Below are 21803 nucleotides of genomic sequence, written 5' to 3' on the forward strand. Positions count from 1 at the left end.
TCTATAGACATGACCTCTTTCAACCACATATGAAATTACATAAGCTTTTGTTTTACCTCTGAATCAAAGCTTTGTGCACGAATCATATCAATTTCCAACTGATATGGCGCTTTTTTATTTTTCTTATCTTCTCCTACATAAGGAGTTTCTAGAATTTTAGGAACTTCTGTAAACGCTGGGTGATGAACAATATAATTCAGTGAACCAAATCCGATTTCACCAAATCCAATATTTTCATGGCGGTCTTTTCGAGCACCGCATACATTTTTACTATCATTGATGTGAAGCACTTTAATTCGCTGTATTCCTACGGTTTTGTCAAATTCATTTAATACACCGTCAAAGTCTTGAACGATATCATAACCAGCATCATGTACGTGACATGTGTCAAAACAAACAGAGAGCTTTTCATTGTGCGTCACGCCATCAATAATTTGGGCAATTTCTTCAAAGCTTCTTCCACACTCTGTTCCTTTTCCAGCCATTGTCTCAAGCGCAATTTGAACTTCTTGATCAGCTGTCAACACTTCGTTTAGACCTTTGATAATTTGCTGAATACCGGCATCTGCTCCAGCACCCACGTGAGCTCCTGGGTGAAGAACAATTTGCTTTGCGCCAAGAGCATGGGTGCGCTGAATTTCAGACGTTAAGAAATCTACTCCAAGCTCAAATGTTTCGGGCTTTGTTGTATTTCCTAGATTAATGATATAGGGAGCATGTACAACAATATCTGTCATTCCATGCTCTTTCATATGCAAAAGACCAGCTTCAATATTAAGCTCTTCAATCTTTTTGCGACGAGTATTTTGTGGAGCGCCTGTATAGATCATAAACGTATTTGCTCCGTAAGAAGCTGCCTCTTCACTTGCTCCTAAAAGCATCTTTTTGCCGCTCATCGATACGTGAGAACCAATTTTCAACATTCCTTTTTACACCTCTAACCTATTGCGATTAACGATTGTTGCGTCTTTCACTACGCTTTTTCTTTTGCACATACTTTGTAATTTCACGAGCACGTTTTTTCTTGTAGCCAGGCTTTACTTTCTTCGGCTTTTGAATAAAGCGATGTGCCTCTTCTCCCACTTCATCCGCTTTCTTCACACGCTTTTTACGGCGGTTACGGTCATCGATGGAAACCCATTCTTGCTTTTGAAGATCTTTGTTTACAAACTCGATTCCCATTTTCTCCAGCTTATTTACTGCATCTTCATCTTCCACATCGAAGATTGTAGCAGCAATGCCAGAATGACCGGCACGAGCTGTACGTCCTACGCGGTGAATGTAGAAATCTAGATCTGAAGGAAGCTCAAAGTTAATGACGTGTGAAATTCCTTCAATATCAATACCGCGAGCTGCTAAATCTGTCGCTACTACGTATTGAAATTCTAAATTATTAATTTGCTTCATCATTTTCTTACGGTCACGAGGAGATAAGTCTCCGTGAATTCTTCCTACCTTTAAGCCTTTAGACAGTAGGTCATCTGCTACTTCGTCCGCCATTTTCTTTGTATTTGTAAAGACGATAGCTAAATAAGGATTATACGAAATAAGCATATCATGCAGCAGCTTAAACTTGTTACGATGACGCAGTGGAACTAATACATGCTCTAATTTAGCTGCTGCTGCTTGCTTCGGCGAAACATGCGTAAATTTTGGATTTTCCATGTATTTTTTTAAGAATGGCTTTAATTTTTCAGGAATAGTTGCCGAAAAAACAAGCATCTGTAATTTTTCAGGCATGTTGCTTGCCAAACGGTCCACATCTTCTAAAAATCCCATATCAAGCATTAAATCAGCTTCGTCTACTACTAACGCCTTTGTTGTATACACAACTAACGCTTTTTCATTTACTAAATCAAACAAACGAGCAGGTGTTCCTACAACAACTTGAGGCTGCTTCTTTAATTTGTCGATTGTACGCTGCTTATCTGTACCGCCGATAAAACATTTTGCTGAAATTTCCTCTCCTTCAGCACTGTGTTTTGTTAGCTTTAATACTTCTTGATAAATTTGAGAAGCAAGCTCACGAGTTGGAGCGGTGATCACAACTTGTACTTCTTCTTTTTTAGGGTCTACCTTTTCAAGTAAAGGCAATAAATAAGCGTGTGTTTTGCCGGTCCCTGTTTGCGACTGACCAATTACACTTTCCCCTTTTAAAACGGAAGGAATTAAGCGCTCCTGAATCTCTGTAGGCTGATAAAAACCTAATTGTTTAATTGCTTCTATTAAAAATGGTTGAAACTCAAAACGTTCAAAGTTTGTTTTTTCCATAATAGTCTCCTTTTTTACATTCACGTTCATCTTTTAAGGCACAATATATGATTATAATCGATTTTTCCTTCTGTGACTACTTCTCATTCATATTACTAAAACTTATTACCTGTTTCAAAAACATTTTATCGCGAGTTGCATACGATAGTAAAAGAAAATCTACTTTACTAAAGGAGGTGCGTCCTTTGCTACAGCGAAGACCACCATTTCCACCCGGTATGCAAAGAAGAATGATGCCAGGAATGCCACCACAAAACGGCTTTGGGCAACAACCTGGTAACTTTGGCCAATTTAATCCATTACAGCAGTTTCGTAACTTTGCCCAGCAAACAAATGCTCAACAATCATTTTACCCGAATCAGCAAGGCCTGAACCGTGGAGGAGGTAACTTCTTAACTCGCCTATTCCGAAGAGGCGGAAATAGAAACATACCATTTCAACAAGCGGCTGCAGCTGCTCCTCGAGGTTCTTTGTTTTCTGGACTTTCAGGAGCCCAAGGTGCTGCAGGAGCGACTAACTCTTCTTCCCTGCTTGGAGGTTTGCAAGGATTAACGAACCCTGCTAACTTGAGCTCCATGATGGGGAATGTTCAGCGAGTACTAAAAGCAGCGGAAACGATGGGACCTATGATTCAACAATACGGACCTCTTGTCAAAAATGCTCCTTCTCTATGGAAAATCTATCAGGCCTTGCGCTCAAGTGATGACACAGATGAAGTACTCGAAGCAGAAGGAACAGAGGTTTCTGAAACGGATGAAAGTAAAGACAGTAAGGTTTTATCAGCAGGCGCAGAAAGCACGGATTCATCCGATGATGAGCTGGATTTCTTTGAAGAAGAAATTGAACATTCATCCAGAGATCGGGTGTCTAAACCAAAACTTTATATTTGATAAATCTGCTGATTCCTTAAGGAAATACAGTGAGCAAAAAAAGAATATCTTTGTATTCTTCCTTCCTCTTTTATATAATAGAAGCGAGTTGAATTGCTCGTCAGGATTATGATGAGGAGGAAATTGAAATGAAAGTTATTAAAATTGCACCGCGCGGCTATTGTTATGGTGTAGTAGACGCAATGGTCATTGCACGAAACGCCGCTTTAGATAAATCATTGCCTCGGCCAATCTATATCTTAGGAATGATTGTTCATAATAAACACGTTACAGATGCGTTTGAAGAGGACGGCATTATCACACTGGACGGTGCTAATCGCCTGGAAATCTTAGACCAAATAAATGAAGGAACCGTTATTTTTACTGCGCACGGAGTATCTCCAGAAGTAAAAGAACGAGCAAAAGAAAAAGGCTTAACAACAATCGATGCTACATGTCCGGATGTTACAAAAACCCATGACCTTATTCGCCAAAAAGAAAAAGAAGGCTATGACGTTATTTATATCGGAAAACGAAATCATCCTGAGCCAGAAGGTGCACTTGGTATCGCGCCAGATATCGTTCATTTAATTGAAAAAGCAGAAGACGTAGCCCATTTAAATATTCAACGTGAGAAAATCATTGTAACAAATCAGACAACAATGAGTCAGTGGGACGTTGCAGAAGTAATGGAAAAGGTAAAAGAAAAATATCCGCACGCTGAAGTTCACAAGGAAATTTGTTTAGCTACACAAGTTCGCCAAGAAGCTGTAGCCGAGCAAGCAGGTGAAGCAGATGTTACAATTGTAGTAGGAGATCCTAAAAGTAACAATTCAAACCGTTTAGCTCAAGTATCAATGGAGATTGCCGGCACTGAGGCATATCGTATCGGTGACATCTCAGAACTTCAGATCGAATGGTTGATGAACGCGAAAACCGTAGCTGTTACGGCAGGCGCATCTACCCCTACTCCAATCACAAAAGAGGTCATCAATTTTCTAGATCAGTTTGATCCGGAAGATGAAACAACATGGACACGTGAAAAAAGCGTGCCTCTTTCAAAGATTTTACCAAAAGTTCGAACAAAAAAATCGTCTTAATAGACGCAAAAGAAGGTGTTGACATTCGTCAACACCTTCTTTTTTTGTTACATAAACGTAAATGGGTTTGTGTCTACTTTTGAATCAAATACTTCACACTCAAAGTTTTTCGCATCAAAAAGACTGTTTAATACACGCGTTACACCTTGTCTCATAACTTTTTCAACATGATGACCAGGATCTACAACGTTTAAGCCCATTGCCATTGCATCATGCGCAACGTGGAAATACAAATCACCTGTTACATAGGCATCTGCTCCGCTAAATTTTGCGTTTGTAATATATTTGTTTCCATCTCCACCAAGAACAGCTACTTTTTTCACTGTGGCATCCATAGCCCCTACTACTCTAACACCGTCCACATCCAATGCTTGTTTAACATGAGCGGCAAACTGTTTTAACGTCATCTCTTCTTTTAACTTACCAATTCGTCCAAGTCCAAGCGGCTCGCCCGTTTGTTCCACTGGATAAATGTCATAGGCTACTTCTTCGTAAGGATGAGCACTGAGCATGGCACGAATAATTTTATTTTGTTGACCCGCTTCAAAAATAGTTTCAACTTTTGTTTCATTTACACGTTCTAACTCTCCTTTTGAACCAATGTATGGATTGGCTTCTGAAGAAGGTTTAAATGTGCCTTCCCCTTCAGTTGAAAACGTACAGTCGCTGTAAAGACCCACATGTCCAGCTCCCGCATTACAAATAGCTGTGCGCACTGCTTCAGCATGATTTGAAGGAACAAATACAGCAAGCTTTTTCAGCTGAATAGACGTTGTTGGAACCAGCACTTTTGTCTCTTGTAGCCCCAATGCTTCGGCCAACAAGTCATTTACTCCACCTTTAGCTATATCTAAGTTTGTATGAGCAGCATATACAGCAATATCATGTTTGATGCATTTCTCTAAAATACGCCCTTCAGGACGATCTGTAACCACTTGTTTTAGAGGTCTAAAAATAGGAGGATGATGAGCAATAATTAAATCCACTTGTTTTTCAATCGCTTCGTCTACGACCGTTTCAAGAACATCTAACGTTACCATTACTTTTTTTACAGGCTTGTTTAACGTTCCAATCTGTAAACCAATTTTATCTCCTTCAACCGCTAAATGCTTGGGAGAAAATGATTCAAATGCTTCAATTACTTGAAATCCGTTAGGGATTTTACTCATTTTAACGCCTCCTCAATTAATGAGATGTCTTGGGTAAGTTTTTGAAGTTTTGCTTTGCTTTCCTCGGACTGAGCCTGCTCCATTTGGCTGACAATTTGTTTAAGATGATTTAGTTCATACGTCCACTTTGCCGTAAAAGCAGAAGAGCGCTTTTCTTTTAAAATAGGGCCCATTAACACACCGGCTTCCACTTCACCGTTATAAGGAGCTAAGGCGTTTCCAGGTTCAGCGACGATGACTTCATACATACGACCGTCTTCTTCGATGATTTTTTCATCAATGATTTCCCAGTTGTGTTGAATCAGCCAGCTGCGAATATGATGTGAACCAATATTCGGCTGAAGTACAAGTCTTTTTACTCCTTCTAGTTTCGCCTTTCCTTCTTCTAAAATCATCGTAATAAGCGTTCCGCCCATTCCGCAGATTGTAATACAGTCTACTTCATTCGGTGATATTACTTCTAGGCCGTTTCCTTTTCGAACGTCAATAACGTCCGTTAAGCTTGTTTTTTTCACCTGCTGAATAGCAGATTGAAGAGGACCTTCTGTAATTTCTCCTGCTACGGCACCGCTAATATATCCGTTTAAATAAGCAAAACACGGCAAGTATGCATGATCTGAGCCAATGTCTGCTATCTTTGCTCCCAAAGGAATCGACTTTACTACTTCTTCAAGTCTTATTGATAAGTTTAATTCATTCATTTTGTCACCTATTCTCTATGTGATTACTGTTCATTATTTTAACATAGATAGCTGCATGATTCCTATTTCTCTTCATGTTTTCCTTTTAGCCGAATGCTTATAAAAAAACCATAAAAAAAAAGCCTGCTTTATAAATGAGCGGCTTTCCAGAAAATCATGTTTCTGAACTCTATTTAATTTCTGATACCCATTTAGCCATTTCCTTCGCTTTTTCCGGAGGAACCAGCCCAGGCGGCATGTTTCCTTTACCGTTTACAACAATATCTGCAATTTCGTCTTGAGAAACTTTTTTCCCAATTCCTTTTAACGAAGGACCTACTCCACCTTGATACTGATCACCGTGACAACCAATACAAGTTTTTTGATAAATTTCTTCTGGTTTAGCTGAAGCCTGCTGTTCCGCGCCACCGCCTTCTTTTTCAGCCGCGATTTCTTTTGCATTGTTCAATCCGTTGAACGAAAGCGTTAACATTAAAGCAATCCCAATTACCGCAATTAATAAAAATGGTATTAGCGGATTTCGCTTCACTCACTATACCCCCTTTATGTATTCCCATCCCTAGAAATAACAAAATAGTATAAGCACTTTTATTTTACTTGAAAATGCTCATAAGTGAAAGGGTTTTATTTACATAATTAACTAATTTCTTATTGCGTATCTTAACAGCCAATTTGCCTTGCAATAACCGAGCGCTGAATTTCTGAAGTTCCTTCTCCAATTTCTAAAAGCTTGGCATCTCGTAAATACCGCTCCACGTGATACTCCTTCATGTAGCCGTATCCTCCATGAATCTGAACAGCTTGACTGGCTACTTCCATACAAATTTCAGAAGCATACAGTTTACACATAGCAGCTTCTTTCGTAAATGGCTTTCCTTGGTCTTTTAACCACGCTGCTTTATACACCATATTTCTTGCTAACTCAATTTTCATGGCCATATCAGCTAATTTAAACTGAATCGCTTGAAACGATGAAATAGCTTTCCCAAATTGCTTTCTTTCCTGCGCATATGACAGTGCTTTTTCATAAGCCGCTTGAGCGATTCCAACGGCCATTGCTCCAATTCCAATTCTTCCCCCGTCAAGCGTCATTAGAAATTGTTTAAAGCCTTCTCCTCTTACACCGAGTAAATTCTCTTCAGGCACTTCAACATCCTCTAAAACGAGTTCAGTTGTATTTGAAGCATGTAGACCCATTTTCTCGTAATTGTCTATTACAGTAAAACCTCGAGCTTCTGTAGGCACGATAATAGCTGAAATTTCTTTTTTACCTTCTGTACGATTTGTAACAGCCGTTAAAGCTAAAAACTTTGCATAGCTGGCATTCGTAATATAGCATTTACTTCCATTAATCATAAATGTTCCATCCTTCAACACTGCTTCGGTCTCCGTTCCCCCCGCGTCACTTCCTGCGTTCGGTTCGGTTAAACCAAACGCTCCAAAAGATTCCCCAGAGCATAAAGCAGGTAGGTACTGTTCTTTTTGCTCCTTTGTTCCGAATAAATAAATAGGTGCCCCCCCCAGCGAAACATGAGCTGAGTATGTAATTCCTGTAGAGCCACAAGCTTTACTTAATTCCTCTACGACAATAGCAAAACTAACCGTATCTGCTCCTCCGCCTCCATACTCTTCAGGAAAAGGAAGACCCATTACACCAAGCTCACTTAACTTTTTAAAAACATCAAGCGGAAATTGCTTACTTCGATCGCGCTCTAGTGCATTCGGTGCTACTTCCGCTTCTGAAAACTCTCTGAGCGTCCGTTGAATCATCTTTTGTTCATTGGTTAATTCAAAATTCATTTTTATTCCCCCTAAAAAAATGTATACGCTTACATTATTTAATTATAATTCATTTTTGTAAATTTTCTCAACTTTTAAAACGTTTTAATTTTTTCATGTTATAATAGAGAAGTACTAATCAAAGCATGAATAAAATGATAGCGATTCCATTTTTCGGATGTTTAAAAGGAATTTGAACAGCTTATGCTCTGTAACAAAAGAATATAAAGGAGCATTTGCAAAACGAAGGACAATTCAGTAAAATATATGAAAGAAGAAAAGTTGGTAAAAAAATCAATATACTTCTTCAAAATGCGTTTTTATGAAATTTATTCCATAAAAAATAGATAGCCCCTTTCCTCTAGGAAAGAAGCTATCTCATAAGCGTTATTTACGCTTTTATCTATTCTAAGAAATCTTTTAAACGTTTGCTTCGGCTAGGGTGACGAAGCTTACGAAGCGCTTTAGCTTCAATTTGACGAATACGCTCACGCGTTACGCCAAATACTTTCCCTACTTCTTCAAGCGTACGCGTACGTCCATCGTCCAGACCAAAGCGGAGTCTAAGAACATTTTCTTCGCGATCTGTTAACGTATCAAGGACGTCTTCTAACTGCTCTTTTAATAATTCATATGCAGCATGTTCAGAAGGTGATGTTGCATCCTGGTCTTCAATGAAGTCACCTAAATGTGAATCATCTTCCTCACCAATTGGTGTTTCAAGGGAAACCGGCTCTTGAGCAATTTTTAAGATTTCACGAACTTTTTCTGGTGTTAAGTCCATATCTTCTGCAATTTCTTCAGGAGATGGTTCGCGACCTAAATCTTGTAGAAGCTGACGTTGAACACGAATTAGCTTGTTAATCGTTTCAACCATATGAACGGGAATACGAATCGTTCTTGCTTGGTCAGCAATTGCACGAGTAATAGCTTGACGAATCCACCATGTCGCATACGTACTGAATTTATAACCTTTGCGATAATCAAATTTTTCTACCGCTTTAATAAGACCCATGTTTCCTTCTTGAATTAAATCAAGAAACAGCATACCGCGCCCGACATAGCGTTTAGCGATACTTACAACAAGACGTAAGTTTGCTTCAGCAAGACGACGTTTCGCTTCTTCATCGCCTTCTTCAATACGTTTTGCTAAATTGATTTCTTCCTCTGCTGACAATAAGTCAACGCGTCCGATTTCTTTTAAGTACATACGAACTGGATCATTAATTTTCACACCAGGAGGTACACTTAAATCATTTAAATCAAACTCTTCTTCTTTTGACAGTTCTTGAATATCGGGATCGGCATCGTCATCATTTGCTTCAGATTCACTCATTACTTCAACACCTTGTTCTCCAAGGTATTCATAATATTCATCCATTTGATCGGATTCAATTTCGAAGTTCGCCATACGCTCTGCAATTTCTTCGTATGTGAGCACACCACGTTTTTTTCCGATTTCGGTCAATTGATCTTTTACTTGTTCAATTGTTAAATCTGAATCAAGTTGTTTTGATTGAGCTGATTTTTCAGCCATCAGATCCCCTCCTTCCAAAATTTTAAGGAAAACCTTCTAAAAGTGGGACTAATACGCAATATCGTTTATTTTAACGTTTTTTTTAACTGTAAAATTTCCATTGCTATTGTCGCAGCTTTTAAATAATCTTTTTGACGCTCTGCTTCTTGCTTTTCTGCTTCTTTTTTTTCTATCGCTACCCTTTGTGGGTAAATCAATATCGTTTGGATATAATCATTCAAAGCTTGCTCCGACAATTCATCATTGATTGACATCATCGCCAATTCTGAAGCTAGACTAGACAACGAAGACTCGGGCAACCGTTCGATAAATCCGCTCGGATTAGGCTCGTGTCCTTCCTCGTAATAAGCATACAAATATAGAACAAGCGCACGATGTTCCTCGACATTGAACTGACCTTGAAGTCGGTCTTGAATTCTAAATGCTACATCCTTATCTTTCAACATATGAGCGATCAAAAAACGTTCTGCATTTTGATAAGCCGGTAATAAGCTTCTCTTTACGACTGGTTGTCTATTTATATTATTTCGATTTGGAGAATCATTATCCTTTTTCTTTTTTTCAGTTCGATACACTTGATACTGCTGTTCTTTAAGCGCATCTAATGAAATGGAAAACTCTTGTGCCAATTGGCGTAAATAATGATCTCGCTCTACAGCTTTCGTAAGGAGGCTTATTTCTTTCAAAACGTCTTCAATGTATTGCATACGTTCAGATTCATTTTGTAGATTTCGTTTTCGGCGGAGATACCTCATTTGAAATGCCATAAAGGTCAAGCTGCTATTAATAACATCATTTTGAAACTTCTCTGCCCCGTATTCTTTAATATAATCATCCGGGTCATAACCATCCGGCATCACAGCAATCTTAACGGTACAACCCACATTTGTTAAGATAGCAGTTGCTTTGTGCGCTGCTTCAATTCCAGCAGAATCTGCATCATAGCAAATGATAACGGACTCTACATTTCGGCGAATAATCTTGGCTTGTTCTTCTGTTAAGGCAGTTCCCATTGTTGCAATTGCGTTCGGGCACCCCGCTTTAACAGCCGAAATAACATCTGCAAATCCTTCAAATAAAATAACCTGCTGATTTTTGCGTATATGTTTTTTAGCGCGGTGAAAGTTGTAGAGTGTGCGACTTTTGTTAAAAATAGAAGTTTCGGGACTGTTTAAATATTTAGGCTGCCCTTTTATCTCTTTTAGTAGACGCCCTGAAAATGCAATTGTTTTGCCTTGCAAGTCAGCAATAGGAAACATAATTCGATCACGAAAACGATCAAAGTACGTTTCATCTTGGTTGCGTTTAATGATTAAACCTGCATGTTCCATCTCTTGCGGATTAAACCCACGTTTTGTTAAGAACTTACTTACAAATTCCCACGAATCTAAAGCAAAACCTATCTCAAATTCATCGATAATTTCTCGTGAAAACCCTCGATTTATTAAATAATCATAAGCATCTTGGCCTTCTTTTGTATTTACCAATAAATGATGGTAAAATTTCTTTAAAAGCTCGTGTGCTTCAATCATTTTATTGCTAGGCTTTTGATTATCTTCTTCATGAGGATGTATCTCATGTTCGAAAGGAATATCTCCTTTTTCAGCAAGCTGCTGAGCTGCTTCCGTGAAGGACAGTCCTTCTAATTCCATTATGAATGAAAATGAATTCCCTCCTGCACCGCATCCAAAGCAATGATAAATTTGTTTATCAGGCGATACTGAAAAAGACGGTGTGCTTTCCCCATGAAACGGACAGAGTCCAAAATAATTGCGCCCTTGTTTTTTTAGTTGTACATAATCGCTTATGACGTCGACAATATCTACTGAATGCCGAATACGGTCGATTACTTCATCAGGAATTCGATTTGCCATAGTAACAGCTCCGTATTTCATATAATATTCTTCACTAAGTGCTAAATTCCTGCAAGTTTCGACAACATTTTTTCAAAAGCTTGAATGAAATGCTGGCGATCTTCTTCACTAAATGCCTTTGGGCCTTTAGTATGCCGGACTGACCGTCGCTCTTTTGCAGAAACATAACGAAAGAAAAGCACCGTATTCATTTCGTCGTCATTATAGTACTTTCCACGAGGAGACAGTGCGTAAACCCCTCGACTTACTAACATGCTTGCTAAGCCAGTATCTTGAGTTACGACAATATCCTGCTTGACTGCGTGATTTAAAATATTTAAATCTGCGGCTTCCTTTTCTGCATCCACATAGACCCATTTTCCTGGTGTAGGATTTGTTTGCATGTGAGCATAGGAAGCAACAAACACAAGATCGATGTCATATGTATGTGTAAGTTCAACGATTTCTGCTTTAACAGGGCATGCATCAGCATCGACAAAAACTTTACTTTTTCTTTTGCTATAACTCTGTATTCTACATCCCTCCAGAGATTCCTTCTAACAATTTGTTATTTCCTGTAGATGGCATTTGTCGAATACTTTTTTCGATTTTGACTTGACTTTTATATAAATAGTTTATTCGTTCTTAACAAAGTCTAAACCTAAAACTATTCTTTTTTATCACAATTTTTTATTATAATATAAACAACCTATATTTTCTATACCAAAGTCACTTGTTTTTAAAAGTTCTGTCATATTCATCTTTGGGATATTTTCTTAGGCTTACAGCATACAAACATAAGAAAGCAATCTCCTTTATGTCACGCACAGAGGAGATCCATCGTTTATTTCTTTTTGATGGTATTGAGAATGATACCAGCTGTTTCTTCTACGGCTCTGTTGGATACGTCCACCACTTCACAGCCAATCTTATCTACAATCCCTTGGAAAAATTCAAGTTCTTCTTTAATACGGCCAATATTAGCATAAATTGCTTTATCGTTTAGCCCAAGAGACTTTAAACGCTCTTTACGAATATCGTTTAACTTTTCAGGACTAATAGTAAGTCCTATACACTTCTCAGGTGATACGTGAAACAGCTCTTCTGGTGGATCTACCTCAGGTACAATCGGAACATTGGCTACTTTCAAACGCTTGTGTGCTAAAAATTGAGAAAGAGGTGTTTTAGATGTTCTTGATACACCGATTAATACAATATCCGCTCTAAGAATGCCTCTCGGGTCACGCCCATCATCATATTTCACTGCAAATTCAATCGCTTCTACTTTCTTAAAATAATCTTCGTCTAATTTTCTAGCCATTCCAGGCTCATAGCGAGGAGAAAGTTGATAAGAAGATTGAATTTTATCAATTAAAGGTCCAATAATATCAAATACCTCTACCCCGTTCTTGGACGCTTCTTGAATTAAAAATTCTCTCATTTCGGGCTTTACTAGCGTAAAGCCAATAATAGCGTTGTTCATCTTCGCTACTGAAACCACTTCTGAAAGTGTTGCGATGTCCTCTACGTAAGGTACTCTTTTAATTACAAAGTCTGTCATATTGAACTGACTTGATGCAGCCTTTACAACTAGTTCAGCTGTCTCACCTACAGAATCCGAAATGACATAAAGACATGGGTTGTTCATATTTTGTGCATCCCCTTTTTAATCCTTTTTCACTTATAATACTTCATCATTTGCTAATGCTACTAGTAATTTTGTAATATTTGTTTTGGTAATGCGTCCCACCACTTCAAAATTGCCGTCTCCCTCTTTAATAACGGGCATAGCATCAATCTGTTTTTCAATTAAGATCTTAGCAATATCAATTAACAAATCTTCGCGATAGCAATATGTAATGTTGGGCATTCTCGTCATGATAATATGAACAGGAATAGATGTGAGCTCTTGCTTTCCGATACTCGCGCGCAATAAATCTTTACGCGACAGTACCCCCACTAGCTGGGATTTCTCATCCACTACAAAAAGGGTCCCCACGTCTTCTAGAAACATTGTACAAATAGCATCATATACCGACACATTTTCGTTCACAACCACCGGGATAGACTGATATTCTTGCACCTGTATTTTTTTTATTTTATCTGTAAGAAGCTGTGCTCCTGTTTTACCTGTGTAAAAGTAACCTACGCGCGGTCGCGCTTCTAAATAACCAGCCATTGTTAAAATAGCCAAGTCCGGTCTTAGTGTTGCCCGCGTAAGGCTAAGCTGATCTGCAATATGCTCGCCTGTAATAGGGCCTTCGTCTTTGACAATTTGCAAAATTTGTTCTTGTCGTTTGTTCAGTTCGATTGTACTCACCACCTAATCATTAAATGTGACATACTATTTATAAAACATTATATACTTTTTAAGCAAAAGTAAAAGCTATAACTTATTAATTTTAGCATTTTATCTTTTTAGAATGCCGTTTATTTTACCACGGCTTCTCAAAAAAAGCAGGCATTACGCTTACAATAAGCGAAGCTACCCCTTCGCTCCACAGTAAAAAGGGTGTCCCCTACACACTACGAGGCACCCTAGCGACAGCAATTCCTTGCATATCACTGATTATCTTTTCTATTTCTCATCAGACAGCGATTGTTTTAAAGACTCCATCTGATTCAAAAACCGCTTTGTTTTTAAAAACAATCCTGAATATTCTTCGTAATATTGATCAATTACGAACTTTAATTGTTTTTTTGTTTCGGGCTTAACAGAAATAGAACCTAATCGCTTTAAATCAATGTAATAAAATAGCCTTAATAGTTTAACCGTCATCGGACTAATTTTCAAATGATAAGGATCTTTTTCTAAGCATCGATGACAAATAAACCCGCCTTCTCGAATGGAAAAATGAAATGTTCCTTCACCTTGGTGGCAGACTGCGCATTCATTTAATGTAGGATGAAGACCTAGTACGTTTAACATTTTCATTTCATAAATAAATGTTAAGATCTCTGCATCATACTCTTCGTTCATATAATGAATGGTTTGGTGCAGCAGTTCAAATAGAAATGGATTTGGTTTATTGTTCTCAGTAGCTTTATCTGTTAATTCAAGAATATAAGAAGCATACGCTGTTGTGAAGATATCTTCGCGTATGCTTCTCATAGATGAGATAACTTCTCCTTGATGGAGAGTACCCATTCCTGAACCTGTTTGTATAAAAAAGTATCCATACGTAAATAATTGTGTGACGGAAGCTAAGCGACTACTGGGCTTTTTTGCCCCTCTTGCCATGAGACCCACTTTTCCGAGTTCACGTGAATAAATGGTGACAATTTTATTTGATTCACCGTAATCATTCGTTCGAATGACAATTCCTTCACACTTTTTAAACAATCATCATCACCGCCATCTTACAGAAGGCTAAGACAAGGGAGAATTGAGACTTTCGCTGTTGTCCTCATATGTTTCGGGTCTTTCTTTCACTTCATTTTCAAGTTCCTTAAAAATGAGATAAGTATCAATGCTACCTGTTTGTGAAAAAATGTTCCAAGTAAAATTCAACATAGAACTCCCACCTTTCTAACCATAAAGATCAGATACATATTTCAATTCCTTATGTTTAGAATAGCCTTCCGACGTAAAATCATGTAACACAATTTTTTACAAATTACCTTCTTTTATGAAGGGATATAAATCGACGCAAACAAGAACTCAAATGATTAATATTCGTCTTCTCTAAATCCAAAGTCACGGAGATGCGACGCTCGGTTTCGCCAATCTTTTTGCACTTTTACCCATAGTTCTAAAAATACTTTTGAACCTAAAAGGGCTTCAATGTCTGCTCTTGCTTTTCTTCCTACCTCTTTTAACATCTTTCCTTGCTTTCCAATTACGATGCCTTTTTGTGAATCTCTTTCGACGATAATTGTAGCGCCCACGTAAACAGCACCATTATCTCGTCTTTGCATAGAATCCATCACAACGGCAATAGAATGAGGTATTTCTTCCCTCGTTGCATGCAGTACTTTTTCACGAATTAATTCCGTAATAATAAAGCGCTCTGGGTGATCTGTTACTTGATCTGCCGGATAATATTGCGGACCTTCCGGCAATCGCTGCTTAATTTGATCAAGCAAACGCTCCACGTTATTTCCTTGTAAAGCTGAAATTGGCACAATTTCAGCAAAAGGATATAAGTCTTTATAATTCGTGATAATTGAAAACAATTCGTCTGGATGAATTTCATCAATTTTATTAATCACAAGGAAAACAGGCGTTTTTGTATCCTTTAAACGCTCGATAATAAATTCATCGCCTCGACCTAAGCCTTCTGTTGCGTTAATCATAAATAAAATTAAATCTACTTCTTTAAGCGTATTTTGCGCTACCTTCATCATAAAGTCGCCTAATTTATGCTTAGGTTTATGAATTCCTGGTGTATCAATAAACACAATCTGCGCCTGATCTTCCGTGTACACACCCTGAATTTTATTTCTAGTTGTTTGCGGTTTGTCACTCATAATCGCAATTTTTTGACCAATTACTCGGTTCAAAAAAGTTGATTTCCCTACGTTTGGTCTTCCAATAATTGAAACAAAACCTGACTTAAATTCATTATTACTCATGTAAATCCTCCGATGAAAATGCTCCTGGAAGTAATTCTTCCACAGTTAATTCTTGTATGTCATTTTTTAAATTGGTTAATATAACTTTCATTTCTTTTGGACAAAGCTCAGAGATTACTTGTCTGCATGCTCCACACGGAGAAACAGGACGATCAGTATCAGCTACTACAGCAAGTGCTGCATACTCTTTATCTCCTTCTGAATAGGCTTTAAATAAAGCCGTACGCTCAGCACAATTGCACATGCTATAAGCTGCATTTTCAATATTGCAGCCGCGATAAACCTTTCCATCTTTCGTCAATAAAGCTGCACCAACTTTAAATTTTGAATACGGTACATAAGCCATTTCACGAGCTTTTTTTGCCTCATCAATCAGTCCGGTCTTATCCATTTATCCGCTCTCCTTTTGCGCTTCTACATGTCTTTTAACTTGTCCTTTTTTATTATACCACGGGGGTGTAAAGAACCAAAAAGAATCCTTTTTAAAACAAATACTTTAAGAAAATAATTCCTCCTATAAGGACAGCAAAACACGCATAGACCAACACCGCGGCTGCGGCTGCATCTTTTGCGTGTTTTGCTAGTATGTGATATTCAGGAGAAACTAAATCGACAACTTTTTCAACTGCTGTATTCATTAACTCCAAGCTGAACATGCCTGCAATCAGAAGCAGCACAACCATCCATTCACCAGATGTAATTGACAGCACGGCGCCTAAGAAAAGGACGATGAAAGAAGCTACTACGTGAATTTGCATATTTCTCTGTGTTTTACACACATAGATAAACCCTTCTATTGCATAACCAAAGCTACTGACAACTTTAGCTATCCACTTTTTATCGCGAGAGTCCATATTGTTCTAAAATATCTTTTTGACGTGTAAACATCTCTTTTTCATCTTCTGATGTTTCATGGTCATATCCAAGCAAGTGCAAGAAACCGTGAACCGTTAAGAATCCTAGCTCCCTCATAAACGAGTGATTGTATTCTTCTGCTTGCTCATGAGCTTTTGGAATCGAAATGACAATGTCCCCTAGGACTCTTGGCAACTCATCTCCGATAATTTGCATTTCATCTTCGCCCATTTCTTCTAGCGCAAACGATATTACATCCGTTGGCTGATTTTTATGGCGGTATTGATGATTGATTTCTTGAATTCGATCATTATCCACAAATGTAACGGACACTTCTGCATCCTCTTGCAGATTTTCATATATAGCAGCGGCTTCAAGCAGCTTTTCAAGCTCTTTTTGCTGTTCTTCACTTACTTCGTTTGTTTCATCAATAAAATCAATAACTAAACTCATACCTTCACCTTCTCTTTTTTTATCTCTGGATATTCGATTCGGGAATGAAAAATCCCATTTAAAGTTTCACATAGTGCTTGGCGAATTAACTCTAGCTCCTTGAGCGTTACGTTACACTCGCTAAGCTGCTCATCCTGCAAGCGATCTTTAATAATATTTCGCACCAAGTTCTCAATTTTTTCAGGAGTCGGATTGGACATTGACCTTACGGCTGCTTCTACACTATCAGCTATGCAAATAACCGCTGCTTCTTTCGACTGAGGCTTTGGTCCAGGATAGCGATATTCTTTTTCATCAATTTTTTCTTCTGTTTGTTCAAGTGCCTTATGATAGAAAAACTTAAGCAGAGTCGTTCCGTGATGCTGCTCTGCAATATCTACAATCTCTTTTGGAAACTTGTGATTTCGCAAAATGGTAGCTCCATCTGTAGCATGTGCGATTATAATATTTTTACTAGTCTTAGGACTTAGTTTATCATGCGGATTAGTAATATTCATTTGATTTTCAATAAAATACTGCGGTCGCTTCGTTTTACCAATATCGTGGTAATAAGCCCCGACTCTCGCTAATAAACCGTTAGCTCCTATCGTTTCGCACGCCGCTTCAGATAAGTTTGCCACCATTACGCTGTGATGGTATGTTCCAGGTGTTTCGGTTAAGATTTTGCGTAATAGCGGATGATTAGGACTCGATAATTCAATCAGCTTCATCGTAGATAAAATGCCAAATCCACTTTCAAAAAACGGAAGCAAACCTATAGTTAAAACGGAAGCGATAACACCAGATGCAATTGACATCATGCTGTAATAGCCAAGCTCTACAGTGCCGATTTGGCCATTTTTAATAAAAATAATAGCAAAGCTGATAATTACGTTTACCATAGCCACAAATAGACCTGCCTGCAAAATCCGTGAACGTCTGTGCTGCCTGCTTAAAAATAAAATAGCAGCAATATTGCTAATTAAAAAGTAGATCCCAATGTTCATATTAAACGAGGTTGTCAATTCACCATTAAAAATAATGCTTCCACAAATAGCAAATACAATGCTTGATAAAATAGCAATGCGTTCATCCATTAAAATTCGAATCAGCAAACCTCCCACCGCAACAGGAGCTAAGAAACCAATTTCCGATAAATCAATTTGCTGAAACAAGCTTAAGATTTTCATGAGGCCAATCGTAATGGTTGCTACCAATACATACAACAGCAAGGGCTGATATGTCTTGGTGTGAAATTCACGCAAATAGTAAATGAGGCCCGCTATCATCATTACAATCAGCAAAGCTAACCCCGCAAAAGGCTGAATAGATCCTTTATTATTCAACAATCCCGCGAGCTGGAGCTGACGATATATATCAGGATTAATAAGCTGATTTTCTTCTACAATAATCTGGCCTTGTTTGATTCGGACAGGCTCCACTTTTTCCACAGCTGCTTGACGGTTTTCAGCTGTTTTTTGTGGATCATAAATCACATTTGGAATGATAGCGAATTTAGCAATTGCATTCATTGAATCCTTTAGGGAATTGCTGACATTGGTGTAAACAAGCTGACTTTCTACTTGATCTTTTTTCTCTTCTACATCGCTAATCTTCACTTGATCTTTCATCACATGATGAACGGCCGTGACTACAGCATCTTTCGCAATCGATAAATCACTGTTAGAAGACTGAAGCAGCTGCTTAATGGTATCCTTTGGCAAGTTTTTTTGAATGTCTTCAGGAAGCTTGTCCTCTAGCATTTTTTGTTTGGTTTTTAATACAGCATCGATACTGTCATCTTCATGATCTTCTTTTTCATATTCTGTATTAACTTCCATCATCGCATCAAAAATAGATGCAACAAGATCGACTTGGTTCTGTGCGTATTCTGTTTTTTGTGTATACACATCTTCAACGGCTTGTTCTGCCTCTGCCCGTTTTTTCTCTGTGCTCTCTTTATCTTCAATGGTAACGGGTGAGTAAATGGTTTGCGGGGAAATAGATAGTAATCTGAGATCTAATTCCTGCGGCTTTACATTGCTATACATAGACGCAAACATCATTACACCTAACAAGGCATATAACCCAATTTGAATTAACCGTAATCGCTCGATCTGTGCCATTGTTTGCTTGATTATCCGAAACGTTGACACAAACGTACCCCCTTTTACAAAAAATAGACCCTATTAAGAAAGGGTCTTTTGGTCAGCTTGTTCGTACGCTTGAATGATGCGTCCCACAAGTGGATGGCGCACAACATCTGACTGTTCTAGGTGAACAAACGAAATACCTTTAACATTGGTCAGGATTTTCGAGACAGCCGCTAGACCAGACTGAGCTCCTTTTGGTAAATCAATTTGTGAAATATCTCCTGTAATCACCATTTTAGACCCAAATCCTAGTCGTGTTAAAAACATCTTCATTTGCGCCATCGTGGTGTTTTGCGCTTCGTCTAAGATAACAAACGCATCATCTAGTGTACGACCTCGCATATAAGCAAGGGGTGCTATTTCAATAACTCCGCGTTCGATTAGGCGTTGCGTATGTTCTGTTCCTAATACATCATGTAATGCATCGTACAGAGGCCGCAAGTACGGATCTACTTTTTCTTTCAAATCTCCTGGCAAGAAGCCAAGACTTTCACCTGCTTCAACAGCAGGACGTGTTAAAATAATACGCTGTACGTGACCATTTTTAAGAGCATTAACGGCCATGACAACGGCTAAATACGTTTTACCGGTACCAGCAGGCCCAATTCCAAATACCAAATCATTTTTCTTAATAGCCGAAATGTATTGACTTTGTCCTAATGTCTTAACACGAATAGTCTTACCTTTTACATTTTTACCAATCTCTTCTTCATATACATCTTCAAAAAACTCGAGAGAATTTTTCTTAGCTAATTGAACCGCATACACAACATCTCGTTCAGATATGGAAATATTTTTTCGGATAATGTTCAGTAACTTTTTAAGCATTTCTTCCACTAGCTGAACATTTTCTGTACTTCCGGAGACTACAACAGTCTCACCTCTTGAAATGATAGAGACCTGCATTTCTTCTTCAATTCGCTTTAAATTCGCATCTTGTACGCCAAATAATGAAATGGCTTCGTTTGAATCATCAAGTTGTACGTTAATTGTTACTAGCTGTTCTGACATTCATCAATCTCCTTGAATAATTGGTTGAGTGTTCGCAATATTTTCTATAACTTGGTAATGTATTGATAATCTAACTTTACCATTGTCCTGTTCTTGGTGCAAAACTTTTTCACCTTTTATTTTAGCATCCTCACCTAAAGTCGATAGTAATTTTTTTCGACCAATTTCCAAAGCTTTTTCCACCGCCTCTTGTTTAGAATAGACGCGCTGCGAGTTCTGTTCTTCTCGTACAGCAACTTTCTCATACGACAGAGGTAATTTCCATTTTAAAAAATAGAGTGGATGCTCCACTTTTTCTGTCACCTTTGAGCCGTATTTTTCTTTGTTAAAAGCCCAAAGAGGCATTTTAAAAGCTTGAAAATCTAAATAGTGCTTCGTATATCCATTACCCGTTAATACCTGAAAATCAGTTTTTAAAGGCACTTCCACCTCAGACTTATACCATGTTTCACCATAGACTTTCCCTTTAGCAGCTACTACTTTTTTATTTTTTTCGTTTCCAATAATACCGGAAACTAGGACCTCGCCTTCATTGACAAAATCATTAACCTTGACTAAAGGTTGTCCTTTTTCGACAAACAAATTCGTAATAATGGCTTTCTTTTTAGCAATTAAATGTTGGTAAGGTGTTTTTTGCTGAGGCTTGGGCTCATTTTTTTCAACCACTTGGAAGTGATAAGAAGTGCCGCGCACTTCTACTCCCACCCAGGTAATATTGTTCATATTATCCGTTAAATAGCGCTGAATTTTTTCAGGACTCTCTAACAGAAATTGAAACTCCCCTCTTTTTACACCTATTTTGGCAAGCTGCTTAGTCATTTGATGTTCTGTTTGTGGTTCTGCACCGCTAATTTCCACTTTCCACACCATGTTGGAAAGCAAACCAAGAATAATAAAAAAAGAAAGAAAGCCCAAAGCAAACCCACTATTTTTGATCACTCGTTTTGTTAAAAAAGGAAAACCTCTGCCTCTTATAAAATAAATTTTACAATCTGCGTTGCGAATTAGTATACGAATTTTCTTTACATCTTTCAATAATATCGTTGCTGTGGCTAGCTGACCGTCAACTTTATGGACATTCGAAATCATAATCTGTTGTCTCACACAATTATTTAAAAAACGTTCAATTCCTTTTCCAACAATTCGAATACGTACGGTACCAATAACAAAGTTTGTCCATCCATTCTTCATTTTTTTCCTCCTTGTGTTATTGTTCTAAATAAAGAACTTGATTGATTTTACCTTCTAAAACCAGTTCTTCTGGCAGTATTACTTTAATGACCAGTCCTTCACCTCGAATTAACATTTGTCCCTGTTTTAGTAACACGCGTATTTCAGTATCAGAAAAGGCTAATAAACCTTTATGATTTTCAATATAAATGTGTATTTGTCCAACTAACGTAATACGGGGAAGATCCATTAATACATCAGCGGGTAGTTCCATTGTTTTTGTCATCCATCTTTTCATTTGGTGTCTCCACTTTTTGCTCATAAAAAG

At 38.0% G+C, this 21803-nt stretch carries 23 protein-coding genes; 2 read left to right on the forward strand and 21 right to left on the reverse strand.

What is annotated here, in order from left to right; genetic code table 11:
* Positions 1-35: 35 nt before the first annotated feature.
* Together MKY06_RS23105 and MKY06_RS23110 are read right to left on the reverse strand one after the other, a co-directional pair.
* Complete coding sequence (locus MKY06_RS23105; protein WP_029320182.1) at positions 36-923, reverse strand: deoxyribonuclease IV; 888 nt, start codon at positions 921-923, stop codon at positions 36-38.
* Positions 924-951: 28 nt separating this feature from the next.
* A complete protein-coding gene (locus MKY06_RS23110) occupies positions 952-2271 on the reverse strand; it encodes a DEAD/DEAH box helicase (RefSeq protein WP_013059212.1) in 1320 nt (439 codons plus the stop codon).
* 176 nt (positions 2272-2447) lie between these two features.
* Here MKY06_RS23110 and MKY06_RS23115 point away from each other — a divergent pair, with 176 nt between their 5' ends.
* Entirely contained in the window at positions 2448-3161 is a 714-nt protein-coding gene (locus MKY06_RS23115; RefSeq protein WP_223272395.1) for a YqfQ family protein, read from the forward strand.
* Between the two features lie 128 nt (positions 3162-3289).
* Positions 3290-4240, forward strand: coding sequence for a 4-hydroxy-3-methylbut-2-enyl diphosphate reductase (locus MKY06_RS23120; protein ID WP_013059214.1), 951 nt, complete (start codon positions 3290-3292; stop codon positions 4238-4240).
* 47 nt (positions 4241-4287) lie between these two features.
* Here MKY06_RS23120 and MKY06_RS23125 read toward each other — a convergent pair whose 3' ends face one another.
* From MKY06_RS23125 to yqfC, 19 genes are all read right to left on the reverse strand, one after another.
* On the reverse strand, positions 4288-5409 hold the full coding sequence (locus MKY06_RS23125) for a Nif3-like dinuclear metal center hexameric protein (RefSeq protein WP_029320177.1): 1122 nt from the start codon (positions 5407-5409) through the stop codon (positions 4288-4290).
* On the reverse strand, positions 5406-6110 hold the full coding sequence (locus MKY06_RS23130; RefSeq protein WP_029320175.1) for a tRNA (adenine(22)-N(1))-methyltransferase: 705 nt from the start codon (positions 6108-6110) through the stop codon (positions 5406-5408). Before MKY06_RS23130 ends, MKY06_RS23125 begins: the two co-directional genes overlap by 4 nt.
* Positions 6111-6279: 169 nt before the next feature.
* Positions 6280-6639: a cytochrome c550 gene (cccA, locus tag MKY06_RS23135; protein ID WP_013059217.1), complete on the reverse strand. Its 360-nt coding sequence runs from the start codon at positions 6637-6639 to the stop codon at positions 6280-6282.
* Between the two features lie 131 nt (positions 6640-6770).
* The gene (locus MKY06_RS23140; protein WP_098449476.1) at positions 6771-7910 is read right to left on the reverse strand and encodes an acyl-CoA dehydrogenase family protein; all 1140 of its coding nucleotides are present in this window, start codon (positions 7908-7910) and stop codon (positions 6771-6773) included.
* A gap of 382 nt (positions 7911-8292) precedes the next feature.
* A complete protein-coding gene (rpoD, locus tag MKY06_RS23145) occupies positions 8293-9426 on the reverse strand; it encodes an RNA polymerase sigma factor RpoD (RefSeq protein WP_013059219.1) in 1134 nt (377 codons plus the stop codon).
* 65 nt (positions 9427-9491) lie between these two features.
* Positions 9492-11300 (reverse strand): DNA primase, encoded by a 1809-nt coding sequence (dnaG, locus tag MKY06_RS23150; protein WP_016765586.1) that lies wholly within the window; start codon positions 11298-11300, stop codon positions 9492-9494.
* Positions 11301-11341: 41 nt separating this feature from the next.
* Complete coding sequence (locus MKY06_RS23155) at positions 11342-11812, reverse strand: YaiI/YqxD family protein (protein ID WP_082888776.1); 471 nt, start codon at positions 11810-11812, stop codon at positions 11342-11344.
* Positions 11813-12123: 311 nt separating this feature from the next.
* On the reverse strand, positions 12124-12927 hold the full coding sequence (locus MKY06_RS23160) for a pyruvate, water dikinase regulatory protein (RefSeq protein WP_013059222.1): 804 nt from the start codon (positions 12925-12927) through the stop codon (positions 12124-12126).
* Positions 12928-12960: 33 nt separating this feature from the next.
* The gene (locus tag MKY06_RS23165; RefSeq protein WP_025750542.1) at positions 12961-13599 is read right to left on the reverse strand and encodes a helix-turn-helix transcriptional regulator; all 639 of its coding nucleotides are present in this window, start codon (positions 13597-13599) and stop codon (positions 12961-12963) included.
* 258 nt (positions 13600-13857) lie between these two features.
* Positions 13858-14622, reverse strand: a complete 765-nt coding sequence (recO, locus tag MKY06_RS23170; protein ID WP_289919374.1) for a DNA repair protein RecO — start codon at positions 14620-14622, stop codon at positions 13858-13860.
* Positions 14623-14649: 27 nt separating this feature from the next.
* Positions 14650-14793: a YqzL family protein gene (locus tag MKY06_RS23175; RefSeq protein ID WP_014458193.1), complete on the reverse strand. Its 144-nt coding sequence runs from the start codon at positions 14791-14793 to the stop codon at positions 14650-14652.
* 155 nt (positions 14794-14948) lie between these two features.
* Positions 14949-15854, reverse strand: a complete 906-nt coding sequence (gene era, locus MKY06_RS23180; protein ID WP_013059225.1) for a GTPase Era — start codon at positions 15852-15854, stop codon at positions 14949-14951.
* Positions 15847-16245, reverse strand: a complete 399-nt coding sequence (locus MKY06_RS23185) for a cytidine deaminase (RefSeq protein WP_013059226.1) — start codon at positions 16243-16245, stop codon at positions 15847-15849. Before MKY06_RS23185 ends, era begins: the two co-directional genes overlap by 8 nt.
* A gap of 91 nt (positions 16246-16336) precedes the next feature.
* On the reverse strand, positions 16337-16708 hold the full coding sequence (locus MKY06_RS23190; RefSeq protein WP_029320167.1) for a diacylglycerol kinase family protein: 372 nt from the start codon (positions 16706-16708) through the stop codon (positions 16337-16339).
* Positions 16692-17162 carry an rRNA maturation RNase YbeY gene (gene ybeY, locus MKY06_RS23195; RefSeq protein WP_029320165.1) on the reverse strand — a complete coding sequence of 157 codons (471 nt, stop codon included), beginning with the start codon at positions 17160-17162 and terminating at the stop codon, positions 16692-16694. The genes MKY06_RS23190 and ybeY overlap by 17 nt, the downstream gene beginning before the upstream one ends.
* The gene (locus MKY06_RS23200) at positions 17159-19267 is read right to left on the reverse strand and encodes an HD family phosphohydrolase (protein WP_035335158.1); all 2109 of its coding nucleotides are present in this window, start codon (positions 19265-19267) and stop codon (positions 17159-17161) included. The genes ybeY and MKY06_RS23200 overlap by 4 nt, the downstream gene beginning before the upstream one ends.
* A 63-nt stretch (positions 19268-19330) precedes the next feature.
* Positions 19331-20305, reverse strand: coding sequence for a PhoH family protein (locus tag MKY06_RS23205; RefSeq protein WP_013059230.1), 975 nt, complete (start codon positions 20303-20305; stop codon positions 19331-19333).
* A gap of 3 nt (positions 20306-20308) precedes the next feature.
* Positions 20309-21496, reverse strand: coding sequence for a sporulation protein YqfD (gene yqfD / locus MKY06_RS23210; protein WP_013059231.1), 1188 nt, complete (start codon positions 21494-21496; stop codon positions 20309-20311).
* Between the two features lie 16 nt (positions 21497-21512).
* Complete coding sequence (yqfC, locus tag MKY06_RS23215; protein WP_013059232.1) at positions 21513-21797, reverse strand: sporulation protein YqfC; 285 nt, start codon at positions 21795-21797, stop codon at positions 21513-21515.
* Positions 21798-21803: the final 6 nt, after the last annotated feature.

It is taken from the genome of Priestia sp. FSL P4-0332 (assembly GCF_038005845.1).
Lineage (GTDB): Bacteria > Bacillota > Bacilli > Bacillales > Bacillaceae_H > Priestia.

What these genes read in the sequence shown, in the direction of transcription:
- MKY06_RS23175 (WP_014458193.1), bottom strand. Translation starts at nt 14,793, where the DNA reads ATGTTGAATTTTACTTGGAACATTTTTTCACAAACAGGTAGCATTGAT.
- MKY06_RS23190 (WP_029320167.1), bottom strand. Translation starts at nt 16,708, where the DNA reads ATGGACTCTCGCGATAAAAAGTGGATAGCTAAAGTTGTCAGTAGCTTT.
- MKY06_RS23125 (WP_029320177.1), bottom strand. Translation starts at nt 5,409, where the DNA reads ATGAGTAAAATCCCTAACGGATTTCAAGTAATTGAAGCATTTGAATCA.
- MKY06_RS23185 (WP_013059226.1), bottom strand. Translation starts at nt 16,245, where the DNA reads ATGGATAAGACCGGACTGATTGATGAGGCAAAAAAAGCTCGTGAAATG.
- yqfD (WP_013059231.1), bottom strand. Translation starts at nt 21,496, where the DNA reads ATGAAGAATGGATGGACAAACTTTGTTATTGGTACCGTACGTATTCGA.
- ybeY (WP_029320165.1), bottom strand. Translation starts at nt 17,162, where the DNA reads ATGAGTTTAGTTATTGATTTTATTGATGAAACAAACGAAGTAAGTGAA.
- MKY06_RS23140 (WP_098449476.1), bottom strand. Translation starts at nt 7,910, where the DNA reads ATGAATTTTGAATTAACCAATGAACAAAAGATGATTCAACGGACGCTC.
- MKY06_RS23105 (WP_029320182.1), bottom strand. Translation starts at nt 923, where the DNA reads ATGTTGAAAATTGGTTCTCACGTATCGATGAGCGGCAAAAAGATGCTT.
- rpoD (WP_013059219.1), bottom strand. Translation starts at nt 9,426, where the DNA reads ATGGCTGAAAAATCAGCTCAATCAAAACAACTTGATTCAGATTTAACA.
- MKY06_RS23120 (WP_013059214.1), top strand. Translation starts at nt 3,290, where the DNA reads ATGAAAGTTATTAAAATTGCACCGCGCGGCTATTGTTATGGTGTAGTA.
- dnaG (WP_016765586.1), bottom strand. Translation starts at nt 11,300, where the DNA reads ATGGCAAATCGAATTCCTGATGAAGTAATCGACCGTATTCGGCATTCA.
- MKY06_RS23205 (WP_013059230.1), bottom strand. Translation starts at nt 20,305, where the DNA reads ATGTCAGAACAGCTAGTAACAATTAACGTACAACTTGATGATTCAAAC.
- MKY06_RS23110 (WP_013059212.1), bottom strand. Translation starts at nt 2,271, where the DNA reads ATGGAAAAAACAAACTTTGAACGTTTTGAGTTTCAACCATTTTTAATA.
- MKY06_RS23160 (WP_013059222.1), bottom strand. Translation starts at nt 12,927, where the DNA reads ATGAACAACCCATGTCTTTATGTCATTTCGGATTCTGTAGGTGAGACA.
- era (WP_013059225.1), bottom strand. Translation starts at nt 15,854, where the DNA reads ATGAGTAATAATGAATTTAAGTCAGGTTTTGTTTCAATTATTGGAAGA.
- yqfC (WP_013059232.1), bottom strand. Translation starts at nt 21,797, where the DNA reads ATGAGCAAAAAGTGGAGACACCAAATGAAAAGATGGATGACAAAAACA.
- MKY06_RS23130 (WP_029320175.1), bottom strand. Translation starts at nt 6,110, where the DNA reads ATGAATGAATTAAACTTATCAATAAGACTTGAAGAAGTAGTAAAGTCG.
- MKY06_RS23200 (WP_035335158.1), bottom strand. Translation starts at nt 19,267, where the DNA reads ATGGCACAGATCGAGCGATTACGGTTAATTCAAATTGGGTTATATGCC.